The sequence below is a fragment of the Rhodovulum sp. 12E13 genome (genome assembly GCF_003340565.1).
Classification (GTDB): Bacteria; Pseudomonadota; Alphaproteobacteria; order Rhodobacterales; family Rhodobacteraceae; genus HLUCCA09.
The window spans coordinates 104,725-117,911 of sequence record NZ_QPLK01000006.1 but is presented as its reverse complement, the minus strand read 5'-3'; the positions used below and the strand labels follow the sequence as shown (position 1 = coordinate 117,911).

11 protein-coding genes are annotated in these 13,187 nt (G+C 73.3%); 6 read left to right on the top strand and 5 right to left on the bottom strand.

The window, feature by feature from the left end; translation table 11 throughout:
* Window positions 1–58 precede the first annotated feature (58 nt).
* The gene (locus DLJ49_RS07490) at window positions 59–1,471 is read left to right on the top strand and encodes a YcjX family GTP-binding protein (protein WP_115392918.1); all 1,413 of its coding nucleotides are present in this window, start codon (window positions 59–61) and stop codon (window positions 1,469–1,471) included.
* Window positions 1,472–1,474: 3 nt separating this feature from the next.
* Window positions 1,475–2,494 (top strand): YcjF family protein, encoded by a 1,020-nt coding sequence (locus tag DLJ49_RS07485; RefSeq protein WP_115392917.1) that lies wholly within the window; start codon window positions 1,475–1,477, stop codon window positions 2,492–2,494.
* 55 nt (window positions 2,495–2,549) lie between these two features.
* On the opposite strand, the gene DLJ49_RS22840 is transcribed toward DLJ49_RS07485, so the two are convergent.
* The 4 genes from DLJ49_RS22840 to betI form a co-directional block, all read right to left on the bottom strand.
* Window positions 2,550–3,566: a DUF465 domain-containing protein gene (locus tag DLJ49_RS22840; RefSeq protein ID WP_158547420.1), complete on the bottom strand. Its 1,017-nt coding sequence runs from the start codon at window positions 3,564–3,566 to the stop codon at window positions 2,550–2,552.
* 123 nt (window positions 3,567–3,689) lie between these two features.
* Entirely contained in the window at window positions 3,690–5,420 is a 1,731-nt protein-coding gene (gene betA / locus DLJ49_RS07475) for a choline dehydrogenase (RefSeq protein WP_115392916.1), read from the bottom strand.
* Window positions 5,421–5,805: 385 nt separating this feature from the next.
* The gene (gene betB / locus DLJ49_RS07470; protein ID WP_115392915.1) at window positions 5,806–7,269 is read right to left on the bottom strand and encodes a betaine-aldehyde dehydrogenase; all 1,464 of its coding nucleotides are present in this window, start codon (window positions 7,267–7,269) and stop codon (window positions 5,806–5,808) included.
* On the bottom strand, window positions 7,266–7,847 hold the full coding sequence (gene betI, locus DLJ49_RS07465) for a choline-binding transcriptional repressor BetI (protein ID WP_115392914.1): 582 nt from the start codon (window positions 7,845–7,847) through the stop codon (window positions 7,266–7,268). The genes betB and betI overlap by 4 nt, the downstream gene beginning before the upstream one ends.
* An 88-nt stretch (window positions 7,848–7,935) precedes the next feature.
* On the opposite strand from betI, the gene choX reads away from it, so the two are divergent.
* The 4 genes from choX to DLJ49_RS07445 all read left to right on the top strand — a co-directional run bounded on the left by choX (window position 7,936) and on the right by DLJ49_RS07445 (window position 12,534).
* Complete coding sequence (gene choX, locus DLJ49_RS07460; protein ID WP_115392913.1) at window positions 7,936–8,868, top strand: choline ABC transporter substrate-binding protein; 933 nt, start codon at window positions 7,936–7,938, stop codon at window positions 8,866–8,868.
* A 259-nt stretch (window positions 8,869–9,127) separates the two neighbouring features.
* The gene (gene choW / locus DLJ49_RS07455; protein WP_115392998.1) at window positions 9,128–10,015 is read left to right on the top strand and encodes a choline ABC transporter permease subunit; all 888 of its coding nucleotides are present in this window, start codon (window positions 9,128–9,130) and stop codon (window positions 10,013–10,015) included.
* Window positions 10,012–11,046, top strand: coding sequence for a choline ABC transporter ATP-binding protein (gene choV, locus DLJ49_RS07450; protein WP_115392912.1), 1,035 nt, complete (start codon window positions 10,012–10,014; stop codon window positions 11,044–11,046). The genes choW and choV overlap by 4 nt, the downstream gene beginning before the upstream one ends.
* A gap of 234 nt (window positions 11,047–11,280) precedes the next feature.
* The gene (locus DLJ49_RS07445) at window positions 11,281–12,534 is read left to right on the top strand and encodes an aspartate kinase (protein WP_115392911.1); all 1,254 of its coding nucleotides are present in this window, start codon (window positions 11,281–11,283) and stop codon (window positions 12,532–12,534) included.
* A gap of 15 nt (window positions 12,535–12,549) precedes the next feature.
* Here DLJ49_RS07445 and DLJ49_RS07440 read toward each other — a convergent pair whose 3' ends face one another.
* Complete coding sequence (locus DLJ49_RS07440) at window positions 12,550–13,011, bottom strand: hypothetical protein (RefSeq protein WP_115392910.1); 462 nt, start codon at window positions 13,009–13,011, stop codon at window positions 12,550–12,552.
* Window positions 13,012–13,187: the final 176 nt, after the last annotated feature.

The window sequence follows — 13,187 nt, the reverse complement described above, 5'->3', positions numbered from 1 at the left end:
CGCATCTAGGCACCGGCGGCCGCCATCGTTACCTAGGCGCGGTGGACGAGAGGCTGGCATGGTGATCGGGCGCATCGCGGACGGGGTGATGGGCGGCGTCGAGAGCGTCGCCGGCGGCGTGACGTCGCTCTTCTCCGAACCCGTGATCCGCCTCGGCGTGACCGGCCTCGCCCGCGCGGGCAAGACGGTGTTCATCACCTCGCTCGTCGCCAACCTGATGGACCGGGGCCGCATGCCGGGCCTGCACGCCGCCGCCTCGGGCGCGATCCGGGCCGCATGGCTCCAGCCCCAGCCCGACGACACGGTGCCGCGCTTCGCCTACGAGCGGCACCTCGCCGCGATGACCGGCCAGCCGCCGGCCTGGCCAGAGAGCACCCGCGCCGTCTCGCAGTTGCGGCTGTCGTTCCGCATCCAGCCGTCGGGGCTGCTCGGCGCGGTGTCGGGGCCGCGCACGCTGCATCTCGACATCGTCGACTACCCCGGCGAGTGGCTGCTCGATCTCGGCCTGATGGACCGCAGCTTCGCCCAGTGGTCGGAGGAGGTGCTGGCGGCCGCCGAGCGGCGCCCCGAGGCCGCCCCCTTCCGCGCGGCGCTGGCCGCGACCGACCCCGCCGCGCCGCTCGCCGAGCCCGATGCCGAGCGGCTGGCGGGCGCCTACACCGCCTACCTGCGCGCGGCGCGAGAGGCCGGCTATTCCGACTGCACGCCGGGCCGTTTCCTGATGCCGGGCGAGCTCGAGGGCTCGCCGGCCCTCACCTTCGCGCCCCTCCCGCCCGGCGAGGCCCCGCGCGGCTCGCTCGCGCTAGAGATGGCGCGGCGGTTCGAGGCCTACAAGAGCGGCATCGTGCGCCCCTTCTTCCGCGATCACTTCGCCCGGATCGACCGGCAGGTGGTGCTGGTCGACCTGCTCGACGCGATCCATTCCGGCCCCCGCGCGCTGGCCGACCTGTCGACCGGCCTCGACCGGACGCTGCGCGCCTTCCGGCCCGGGCGCACGTCGTGGCTCGGCCAGTTGCTCGGACAGCGCCGGGTGGGGCGCATCCTTTTCGCCGCGACAAAGGCCGACCACCTGCACCATTCCCAGCACGGGGCGCTGACCGCGATCCTCGAGGCGATGCTGCGGCAGGCGAAGGACCGCGCCGCCTTCGCGGGCGCCGAGACGCGGGCCATGGCCATCGCCGCCCTGCGCGCCACGGTGGAGGAGGAGCGCGAGCATCGCGGCCACCGCCTGCCGATGGTGCGCGGCACGCTGGACGACGGCAGGCAGGCCGCGCTCTATCCCGGCGCGCTGCCCGACGACCCCGCCCGCCTGCTCAACGCGGCGACGTCGGGCGCCGAGAGCTGGCTCGACGGCGACTACTCGGTGATGCGCTTCCGCCCGCCCGGCACGCCGCCGCGCGCCGGCGAGGGGCCGCCGCATATCCGCCTCGACCGGGCGGCGGAATTCCTGATCGGCGACCGGCTGAGGTGAGCGATGCGCGAGCGTGACGACAGAAGGGGCGGCCCCGTCCTGATCGAACTCGGCGACGAGAGCGCGCCCGACCCGGCTGACGCCCCGCCCCTGCCCGACACCGAGCCGCCGCAGGGCGCGGCGATGCAGGCGGTCGCCGCCCTCGGCGCGCGCCGGGGCACGGCGCTCGGCCGCTTCTTCTGGGGGGCGCTGGCGGCGCTGATCGGCTTCGTCGTCTCGGTCGCGGCGTGGGATTTCGTCACCGGCCTGATCGTGCGCAACGCGCTGCTCGGCTGGATCGCGCTGGCCCTCGTGGCCGCGGTCCTGCTGGCGCTGATCGCCCTCGCCCTGCGCGAGGCGGCGGCGATCGCGCGGCTGGGCCGGCTCGACGCGATCCACCGCGCTGCCGCTGCCGCCCATGCCGGCGCTGACCGGAACGCTGCGCGCGCGGCGGTGGAGCGGCTCGAGGGCCTCTACGCCCACCGCCCCGACACCGACTGGGGCCGCCAGCGGCTGGCCGAGCGCCGCGCCGAGGTGCTCGACGCCGACACGCTGCTCGGCATCGCCGAGGCGGAATTGCTGGCGCCGCTCGACCGTGCCGCGGTGCGCGAGGTCGAGGCGGCGGCGCGGCAGGTGGCGACGGTGACCGCACTCGTGCCGCTGGCGCTCGCCGATGTCGTGGCGGCGCTGACGTCCAACCTGCGGATGATCCGCCGCATCGCCGAGATCTACGGCGGCCGGTCGGGAACGCTGGGCGCCTGGCGCCTCACCCGCGCGGTGCTGACCCACCTCGTCGCCACCGGCGCCGTGGCGGTGGGCGACGACCTGATCCACTCGGTCGCGGGCGGCAGCCTGCTGAGCCGCGTCTCGCGCCGTTTCGGAGAGGGGGTCGTGAACGGCGCGCTCACCGCGCGGGTGGGCGTCGCCGCGCTCGAGGTCTGCCGCCCGCTGCCCTTCGTGCGCACGCCGCGCCCCTCGGTCAGCGGCATCGTGCGCCGCGCTCTGACGGGCCTCTTCGGGCAGGGCGAGGCGCGCGAGCGCTGAACGGCGCCGCGGCGCGCCATGCGGGCGCGCCCCGTGCGTTCAGGCGTTCAGGCGGTCAGGCGTTCTCGCTGAGCATGGCCGCGATCTGGTCCTTCAGGGCCATCCGGCGCTTGCGCAGCTCCTGCTGGGTGAAGTCGTCGGTCGGCTCGACGTCGGTCTCGGCACGGTGCACCTGCCGGTTCACTTCGTGATATTCCTCGGCGAGACGCGCGAAATGCGCGTTCTCCCTCTTGAGGCGGGCGATGGTCTCGGCCGCCTCGGGAAAGTCGTCGCTCAATTCGTGGGGCACGTGGGACATGTCTCGGGCCTTTCTCCTGTTCCTGCATCCGGCCATCCGGCCGGGCTGCCTGCCGCACAGCCTGCGCCGGCGCCAGTCGGTTGCGCCTTGACGCAGGTCAAGCGCCGCGGCTCGGCGCCGCGCCCTCCGCCAGCCGGCCGCCCGCGCCTCGGCCTCCGAGCAGAACCAGCGCTCGCCGCGCCCCTGCGAGATGCGCGTGCGGTCGTAATGCTGCTGGCCCGGCATGTGGTAGATGCGCCCGTTGTCCGAGATGTTGCCCTTGATCGCGCACCCCTCTGGCGCCTGCGGGTCGGGAGCGGCCCGCAGCACCTCGGGCCGCGTCGCGCCGCCCTGCCAGACACCCCGGCCGGCAAACGCCGCCGCGCGCTCGGCGGCAACGTAGTCGCGCCCGTAGCGCGGATAGGCGAAGGCCGCGCCCGAGCGCACCAGCGTCTCGGCCACGTCGCGGCCCCCGGCGAAGCACTTGGCGACAAGCCGGCCATAGCGGTCGCGCTCGCGCCCCTCGCAGCGCAGGCCCCCCTCGGCGAGGCCCCGCAGCGCCCGAGTCGCCGCCTGCCCGCATGCCCATCGCTGCCCCGCATCGTCGGCGCAGCGCTGCCCGGCCTCGGGCGCATCGACGGCGTGCAGGCGCACCGTCTCGCCCGCGATCTCCAGCGTGTCGCCGTCGATCACGCGCACGGCACCCGACAACACCTGCGCCCCGCCCGACTGGGCGGACGCCACAAAGATGAAAGCGGCCGCCAGGGCGGCGACCACCGGATTTCCTCGCACCATGCGCGAAATGTCGGAAATCCGCGCCCGCGCTTCAATCCCGCGTCAATGAAAAGGTTAACGTGGCGTGGGTCTCCGGCGACGGGCTGCTGCCGGGTCAGGCGCCGGGGGCGCGCAGGTCACCTGTCACCGCCTTCCGGCCTGCGCCAGCTCCCGCCGCTCCTGCGGCTCGACCGCGCGCTCGGCGCCTTCGCGGCCCGCCTGCGCCTCGCGCTGGGCGGTCTCCCAGTCGGGCGCCTCCCACCAGCCGTCCTGCTCGCGCGGCAGGGGCGGGCGGCCGAGGATCAGGTCGGCCACCTTCTCTCCCACCATGATCGAGGGCGCATTGAGATTGCCGTTGGTGATGCGGGGAAAGATCGAGCTGTCGGCAACGCGCAAGCCCGCCACCCCGATCACCCGCGCCTGCGGATCGACCACCGCTAGCGGGTCGTCGGCCGCGCCCATCCTTGCGGTGCCGCAGGGGTGATAGGCGCTCTCGGCATGCGCGCGGATCGCCGCGTCGAGCGCCGCATCAGATTGCGCCGCCGGCCCCGGCAGAAGCTCCGCCCCCCGGAAGGCGTCGAAGGCCGGCTGCGCCACCACCTCTCGCGCCAGCCGGATCGCCGCGCGAAAGTCGCGCCAGTCCGCCTCGGTCGACATGTAGTTGAACAGGATCGAGGGCGGTGCCGCCGGGTCGGGCGAGGTCAGCCGGACGCGGCCGCGTGCGGGCGAGCGCATCGGCCCCACATGCACCTGGAAGCCGTGCCCCTCCGGCGCCGCCCGCCCGTCGTAGCGCACCGCGAGCGGCAGGAAGTGGAACTGGATGTCGGGATAGCGCACGCCGGCCCGGGAGCGGATGAAACCCGCGCTCTCGAACTGGTTCGACGCGCCCGGGCCAGCGCGGCCCAGCAGCCAGCGCAGGCCCACCCAGGCCTTCCCCGCCAGCGACCAGTATCGGTAGAGAGAGACCGGCCGCGTCGCGGCATACTGGACGTAGAGCTCTAGGTGGTCCTGCAGGTTTGCGCCCACGCCGGGGCGGTCGGCGACGACGCCGATCCCGTGCCCGGCCAGCTGCGCGCCCGGCCCGATCCCCGACAGCATGAGCAGCTTCGGCGTGTTGAAGGCCGAGGCCGCCAGCACCACCTCGCGCGCCGCCGGGATCTCGCGCCCATCGGCCAGCACGACGCCGCGCGCCCGCCCCTCCCGGATCGCCACGCGCGCCACCTCGCCGCGCATGAGCGCCACGTTGCCGCCCGCGAGCGCCGGCCGCAGGTAGGCCGAGGCCGCCGACCAGCGCCGCCCCTGCCAGATCGTCGCGTCGAAGGGGCCGAAGCCCTCCTGCCGCCAGCCGTTGTAGTCGCCCGTCGCGCCGTAGCCCGCCTGCACGCCCGCCTCGACGAAGGCGCGCACGAGCGGGTTGTCGCGCGCCCCCCGCGTGACGTGCAGCGGCCCCTCGCGCCCCCGCCGCGCCGGGTCGCCGCCGTGGCCGCCGTCGTGCCAGCACTCCAGGCGCCGGAAATAGGGGGCGACGTCGGCCCAGCCCCAGCCGGTGGCGCCCTGCTCGGCCCAGTGCTCGTAGTCCAGCGGGTGGCCGCGCACGTAGATCATGCCGTTGATCGACGACGAGCCGCCGATCAACCGCCCCCGCGGCGCGGCCAGCCGCCGCCCCCCCAGATGCGGCTCGGGCTCCGTCCGGTAGCCCCAGTCGTAGCGCGCCATGTTCATCGGGTAGGACAGCGCGCCCGGCATGTTGACGAGCGGCCCCCGGTCGCTGCCGCCCGCCTCGACCACGATCACCCGCAGCCCCGCCTCGCCGAGCCGGAACGCCAGCGCGCAGCCGGCCGAGCCCGCGCCCACGACCACGACATCCGCCTCCATCACGCCGCCCCCCGCGCCGGCCGACCGCGCCCCGCCCGGAGCGGCGCGCCAAGGGCCTGTTCCCCGGAGCCGCCGTCGCTGGAGGCGTGCGGAGCGATCCGCCCCGGCCGGTCAAGGGTCCGCAGGACGGCCGCAGGCCGCGCGCCCTTGACCGGCCGGGGCGGATCGGTCAGGCGCCCGGAAGCGATGGCGGCTCCGGGGGGCAGGCCCGCCCCTGTTCCCTGGTGAGCCCGAGCCCCCTCACCGATGCGGCTTGCTCGGTCCACGGCCCAACCCGTGCACCCGCGCCGCGCGCCGGCGCGCGGCGCCGGGCCCAACGGCGCGAGGCGCGCGCGCGCCGAGCGGAGGCGGGAGCGCCCCCGGCCGGGTCGACCCGGCGCAGGGTTCAGAACGGCGCGGCGACATCGCCGGTCCCCACGTAGACGGACTTGAGACGCGTGTAGTGCTCGATGGCGGCGTGGCCGTTCTCGCGGCCGAAACCGCTCGCCTTCACGCCCCCGAAGGGCATCTCGACGGGAGTGAGGTTGTATTCGTTGATCCAGCAGGTGCCCGCCTCGAGCCGGGCGACCACCCGGTGCGCTCGGGCGAGGTCACGGGTGAAGACGCCCGCCGCCAAGCCGAACGGCGTGGCGTTGGCGCGCGCCACCGCCTCGTCCTCCGCCTCGAAGGGCATCACGCACATGACCGGGCCGAAGATCTCCTCCCGCGCGATGGTCATCTCGTCGGTCACGTCCGCGAAGACGGTGGGCGCCACCCACCATCCGGGGCGGTCGAGCCGCTCGCCGCCGCAGACCAGCCGCGCGCCCTCGGCGCGGCCTGCCGCGATGTAGCCCAGCACCTTCTCCAGCTGCGCCGCCGAGGTCATCGGCCCCAGCGTCGTCGCCTCGTCGAGCGGATCGCCCGCGCGCGCCCCCGCGGTGCGCTCCGCCAGCCGCGCGAGGAACGGCTCGTAGACGCTGCGCTCCACGAAGACGCGCGTGCCGTTCGAGCAGACCTGCCCGGTGGAGTAGAAGTTGCCGTTGATCGCGGCCGAGACCGCGTTCTCGAGATCGGCATCGGCAAAGACGATCAGGGGCGACTTGCCGCCCAGCTCCATCGTCGCCTGCTTCATGCCCCGCGCCGCCGCCTCGTAGACGCGCCGCCCCGTGGGCACCGAGCCGGTGAGCGAGACCTTGGCCACGCGCGCGTCCTCCACCAGCGCCGCCCCCACCGCGCCGCCACCCTGCACCACCTGGAAGAGCCCCGCGGGCAGGCCCGCCTCGGCGTAGATCTCGGCGAGCTTCAACGCCGAGAGCGGCGTCACCTCGGAGGGTTTGAAGACCATCGCGTTGCCGCAGGCGAGCGCCGGCGCCGATTTCCACGCCGCGATCTGGATGGGATAGTTCCACGCCCCGATCCCGGCGCAGACGCCCAGGGCCTCGCGGCGCGTGTAGAAGAAATCGCCCCCCAGCGAGACATGGTCGCCGCCCAGCCCGGCCGCGAGCCCCGCGAACCATTCGAGCGCGTCGGCGCCCGAGGCGGCGTCGGCCACCAGCGTCTCCGACAGCGGCTTGCCGGTGTCGAGCGTCTCGAGCACCGACAGCTCGCGGTTGCGGGCGCGCACCAGTTCGGCCGCCCGCATCAGCACCCTGCCCCGCTCGATGCCGGGCCGGGCGGCCCACTCGGCCTGCGCCGCGGCAGCGCCCGACAGCGCCTCCTCCAGCACCGCCGCCGTCGCCTCGTGGAGCTGCGCGACCTCTTCACCGGTCGCGGGGTAGAAGACCGGCATGGCAGCGCCGGCGCGGTCCTCGCGCGGAGCGCCGTTCACGAAATGGCTGGCGGTCGGCCGGGCGTCGGGCAGGTCGGTCATCGGGCGGCTCCCAGCATCAGGTCGAGATGGGCGCGCAGGGCGGCCTCGGCCTCGGCCCCGGTCGCGGGACGGTCGGACAGGGCCGCGCGCAGGTATTGCCCGTCGATCATGGCGCCGAGCATGTCGGCCGCCGCCTCGGCGCCCTCCCCCGCGAGCGGGCGCAGGCCGGCCAGCAGGTTCGAGCGCAGGCGGGCGTGATAGACGCGCAGGAGGCGGCGGAAGGCCGGCCGCTCGCGCGCCTGCACGTAGAAGACGAGCCACGCCGCGATCACCTCGGGCGCGAAGTTCGGCGCCGAGAACGAGGCGCCGATCACCGCGTCGAGCCGCGCGCGCGGGCCCTGCACCCCCGCCAGCGATGCCCGGACCGCGGCGCCGTAGTCCGACAGGATCGCCCGCATGGCGGCCTCGAAGAGCGCCTCCTTGCCCCCGAAGTAGTGGTGTGCGAGCGGTGCCGACATGCCTGCCGCCCGTGCGACCCGCGCCATCGTCACCTCGAGCGAGCCCGCCTGGGCGACCTCGGCGATGGCGGCTTTCACCAGAGCCGCCTTGCGGATAGGCTCCTGTCCGACCTTGGGCATGCGTGCTCCGTGCTGCGATCGTGCAGGGCGCGCGTAGCCCGATGTTTATTGACTCGTCAATCAACAAACACGTCACAGGGAGACACGAATGAAACGCATCGCCCTTTCGACCGCCCTCGCCGGCTTGCTCGCCGGCCCTGCCCTCGCGCAGGAATGCGAGACGGTCGTCTTCTCCGATGTCGGCTGGACCGACATCACCGCCACCACCGCAGCCACCACGCTGGTGCTCGAGGCGCTGGGTTACGAGACCGACGTCAAGGTGCTGTCGGTGCCGGTGACCTACACCTCGCTCGCGGAGGGCGACGTCGACGTGTTCCTCGGCAACTGGATGCCAACGATGGAGGCCGACATCGCCCCCTACCGCGAGGCCGGCACGGTAGAGACGATCCGGGCCAACCTCGAAGGTGCGAAATACACGCTGGCCACCAACGCCGCCGGGGCCGCGCTCGGCATCGCCACCTTCGGCGACATCGCCGGACAGGCCGAGGCGCTGGAGTCCGAAATCTACGGCATCGAGCCGGGCAACGACGGCAACCGCCTGATCCTCGACATGATCGCCGACAACGCCTTCGGCCTCGGCGATGCCGGGTTCGACGTGGTCGAAAGCTCCGAGCAGGGGATGCTGGCGCAGGTCCAGCGGGCCACGCGGCGCGACGAACCGGTCGTGTTCCTCGGCTGGGAGCCGCACCCCATGAACGCCAATTTCGACCTCACCTACCTCGAGGGCGGCGACGACTGGTTCGGCCCCAACCTCGGCGGCGCGACCGTCTATACCAACACCCGCGCGGGCCTCTCCGAGGAATGCCCCAACCTCGGCGCGTTCCTGCAGAACCTCTCCTTCACGCTGGAGATGGAGAACGAGATCATGGGCGCGATCCTCGACGACGGCGAAGACCCGCGCGACGCGGCGCTCGCCTGGATGAAGGGCAACCCCGAGGCGGTGATGGCGTGGGTCGAGGGCGTCGAGACGGCCGATGGCGGCGACGGCCCGGCCGCCGTCGAGGCGATGCTGGCCGAATGAGGCCCTGCGCCAGGGTCCGGGGCCAAGGCCCCGGACACGCCCCGAGGCATCCGCTCCCGCGAAAACGCGGCGCGTCTCCCGGCGCAGGCCCGGCGCGGTGCGGTGAGGCCCCCGTCACCGGCCGTGTCAGGGGGCACCTCGGGGGGCGCCTCCGAGTGCGCCTCGGGGGCGTTTCGCGCCTCACGGCAAGACCATACCGGCCTCGCGCAAGGCGTCGCGCCGCCGCCCGTCCGGGGTCGCTCGTCCGGGAGCGTCCATGCTGAACTGGCTGACCGACCGCAAGATCCCCGTGGGCGACGGCGCGGCGGCGCTCTTCGACTGGCTGCAGACGGCGGGGGCCGGCCTGTTCGACGCCATCTCGATCGGGCTCGAGGAGGTGATCGACGCGATCCTGTCGCTCTTCCTCGATCCGCCGGGCACGGCATGGCTCACCGGCGTCGAGGGCGCCACGCTCTGGCCGGAGGAGCTTCACCCGCTGATCGTCATCGCCGTGTTCACGGCGATCACCTGGGCGCTGCAGCGCAACTGGAAAGTCTGCCTGCTGACCGCGCTCGGCTTCCTCTTCATCGTCAACCAGGGCTACTGGGAAGAAACGGCCGAAAGCCTGACGCTGGTGCTGTCGGCCTGCCTCGTCTGCATGGGGCTCGGCGTGCCCATCGGCATCTGGGCGGCGCACCGCCCCCGCGTCTACGACTGGCTGCGCCCCGTGCTCGACCTGATGCAGACGTTGCCCACCTTCGTCTACCTCATCCCCGCGATCGTGCTGTTCGGCATCGGCATGGTGCCGGGGCTGATCGCGACGGTGATCTTCGTGCTTCCCGCGCCGATCCGGCTGACGCATCTGGGCATCTCCTCCACCCCGCAGCCCCTGCTCGAGGCCGCCGACAGCTTCGGCGCGACGCCGATGCAGAAGCTCTGGAAGGTCGAGCTGCCCTCGGCCTTTCCGCAGATCATGACCGGGCTCAACCAGACCATCATGCTCTCGCTGTCGATGGTGGTGATCGCCGCGCTCGTCGGCGCCGACGGGCTGGGCGTGCCGGTGGTGCGGGCGCTGAACCAGGTGAACACCTCCCTCGGCTTCGAATCGGGCCTCGTGATCGTGGTGGTGGCCATCGTGCTCGACCGGATGCTGCGGGTGGAGCGATGAGCGCCGTCGTCGCCTTCAAGCGGGTATCCATCGTCTTCGGCGAGCAGCCCGAGCGGGCGATGCCCCTCGCCGACGCGGGCCAGTCGCGCGCCGAGATCCAGGATGCGACCGGCCAAGTGCTGGGCGTGCACGACTGCACGCTCGACGTGGCCGAGGGCGAGATCGTCGTCCTGATGGGCCTGTCCGGCTCGGGCAAGTCCACCCTTCTGCGCGCCGTGAACGGGCTGAATCCGGTGACGCGCGGCGCGGTCGAGGTCCGGGGTGCGGAGGGCATGACCGACGTCGCCACCTGCTCGGCCGCCACCCTGCGCGAGATCCGGCGCAACCGCGTGGCGATGGTGTTCCAGCAATTCGGGCTGCTGCCCTGGCGCAGCGTGGCCGAGAACGTGGGATTCGGCCTGGAAGTGTCGGGGCTCGGGCGCGCCGAGCGGCGGGCACGCGTGGCCCGGCAGCTCGAGCTCGTGGGCCTTTCCGATTGGGGCGACCGGCGGGTGGCCGAACTCTCGGGCGGCATGCAGCAGCGCGTCGGCCTCGCCCGCGCCTTCGCGACCGACGCGCCCATCCTCTTGATGGACGAGCCGTTTTCCGCGCTCGACCCCTTGATCCGCACCCGACTGCAGGACGAGCTTCTCGAGCTGCAGGGCGCGCTGAAGCGGACGATCCTGTTCGTCAGCCACGATCTCGACGAGGCGTTCAAGCTGGGCGACCGGATCGCGATCATGGAGGGCGGGCGGATCGTGCAGGAAGGCCGCCCGCGTGACATCTACACCGCGCCGGCAACGGGTTACGTGGCGGATTTCGTCGCCCACATGAACCCGCTCGGGGTGCTGACCGCCCGCGACGTGATGGGGCCGGACGCGGGCGAAGGCGGCGACGCCGGAACCAGGGTCGAAGCAGAGACGCCCGTGCGCGACGTGATGGCGGCCCTCCAGACGGCGCCCTGCCTGATTGTGGCCGAGGGCGGCCGCCCCATCGGCCGCGTGACGCGCGAGAGCGTGCTCGCCCGGCTCGGCGACCGGCAGGCCGGCTGAGGCGGAGCGCGCAAGAGCTTTCGAAAGCTCTTGCCCCGCGCGGGCGGCGCACGCGCGCCCTCTCCGAAGGCCGCTCCGGGCACCCGCCCGGCGCTTGCTCCGCGGACGCCCCGCGCGACGGTCCAAGAGCCTTCGAAGGCTCTTGCGCCCGCGACCGGCCGGGGCGCGACAGGGCTGCCCTTGCGCCCTCTCGCCCCTTCGCCTAAGGCCCCGGCGACCTGACGGGGAGCCGCGATGGCGCTTCTGGTGATGAAATTCGGCGGCACCTCCGTCGCCACGCTCGACCGCATTCGCCGCGCTGCCAAGCGCGTCGGCCGCGAGGTGGCGAACGGTCACGAGGTCATCGTCATCGTCTCGGCCATGGCCGGCGTCACCAACGAGCTCGTCGGTCACGTGCAGGAGACCTCGCCGCTCTTCGACGCCCGCGAATACGACGCCGTCGTCTCCTCGGGCGAGAACGTCACGGCCGGTCTGATGGCGCTGACCCTGCAGGAAATGGGCATCCCCGCGCGTTCCTGGCAGGGCTGGCAGGTGCCGCTGCAGACCACCGCCGCCCACGCCGCCGCGCGCATCGAGCGCATCCCGACCGACAACCTCGGCGCCAAGTTCGCCGAGGGCATGAAGGTGGCGGTGGTCGCGGGCTTCCAGGGCGTCAGCCCCGAGGGCCGGATCACCACGCTCGGCCGCGGCGGCTCGGACACCACCGCCGTCGCCTTCGCCGCCGCCTTCGGCGCCGAGCGGTGCGACATCTACACCGATGTCGACGGGATCTACACGACGGATCCCCGCATCACCAGGAAGGCCCGCCGCCTCGACCGCATCGCCTTCGAGGAGATGCTGGAGCTCGCCAGCCTCGGAGCCAAGGTGCTGCAGACGCGCTCGGTGGAACTGGCGATGCGCTACGGCGTGCGGCTGCGAGTGCTGTCGAGCTTCGAGGAGGGGGGCGACGAGGCCGGCACACTCGTCTGCCGAGAGGAGGATATCGTGGAAAGCAACGTGGTCTCCGGCGTCGCCTACAGCCGCGACGAGGCGAAGATGACGCTCATGTCGGTCGCCGACCGCCCCGGCATCGCGGCCTCCGTGTTCGGCCCGCTGGCCGAGGCTGGGGTGAACGTGGACATGATCGTGCAGAACATCTCCGAGGAGGGGCGGACCGACATCACCTTCTCCTGCCCCACCGACCAGGTGATGCGGGCGGAGCGCGCCCTGAACGAGGCGCGCGAGCACGAGGCGATCAGCTTCCACGACCTCGTGGTCGACACCGAGGTCTGCAAGGTTTCGGTCGTGGGGATCGGGATGCGCAGCCATGCCGGGGTCGCCTCGCGCATGTTCAGGGCGCTGTCGGACGAGGGTATCAACATCAAGGTCATCACCACCTCCGAGATCAAGGTGTCGGTGCTGGTCGACCGCAAGTATCTCGAGCTGGCCGTGCAGGCGCTGCACAACGCCTTCGGCCTCGACCGCGCGCCCGACGCGGCGCAGGGCTGAGCCGGGCCGCGGGGGCTAGCCGAACAGGTCCTGCCCGACCGCGTTCACCAGGGCGGCCACCACGATCGCACCCGCGATCGCCAGCACCATGACGCTGAAGATGTGGAACAGGATCGCCGAGGCACCGAGCGCCATCCCGGCCACGGCGGGCCGCTTCGCCTCATGCCGGATCAGCCCGTAGAGCGCGCTCACCACGGCGCGGCCCGCGAGCACCGCCGCGACCGCCGAAAGCAGGCGGTCGATATCCCACGGGACAGGCTCCGGCGCCGGTTGCGGCGCGCCGCGCATCTCCCGCAGGGCCGGATCGCGGACCTCCGCCGCGAGCTCGCCCAGGCTCCCCCCGGCAGCCTTCTGCGGCGCCAACGGCCCGGCCCAGAAGTGGACGAGCACGAGAACGAGGGCGGCGGCGGCGAGCGCGAACCCGGCGAGGCCGGCGACGGGCCGCGGTCGCGCTGCGGCGCGTGCGCTGGGTGTCATGCGTGTTCCTCGGCGTCGTTCCGGCTGCAATCTCTCCGGGCGTGGCGCCTGCTCCCGGCGAAAGCGTGGCAAGGCGGTGGCGCCGCGGGAGACCGCTCCGGGCGGCGCGGCGGAGCACGACAACCGTCGCTGCAGCTGCACATCACCGGCTTTCCCCGGCGGCCGCGCTGTGGTCT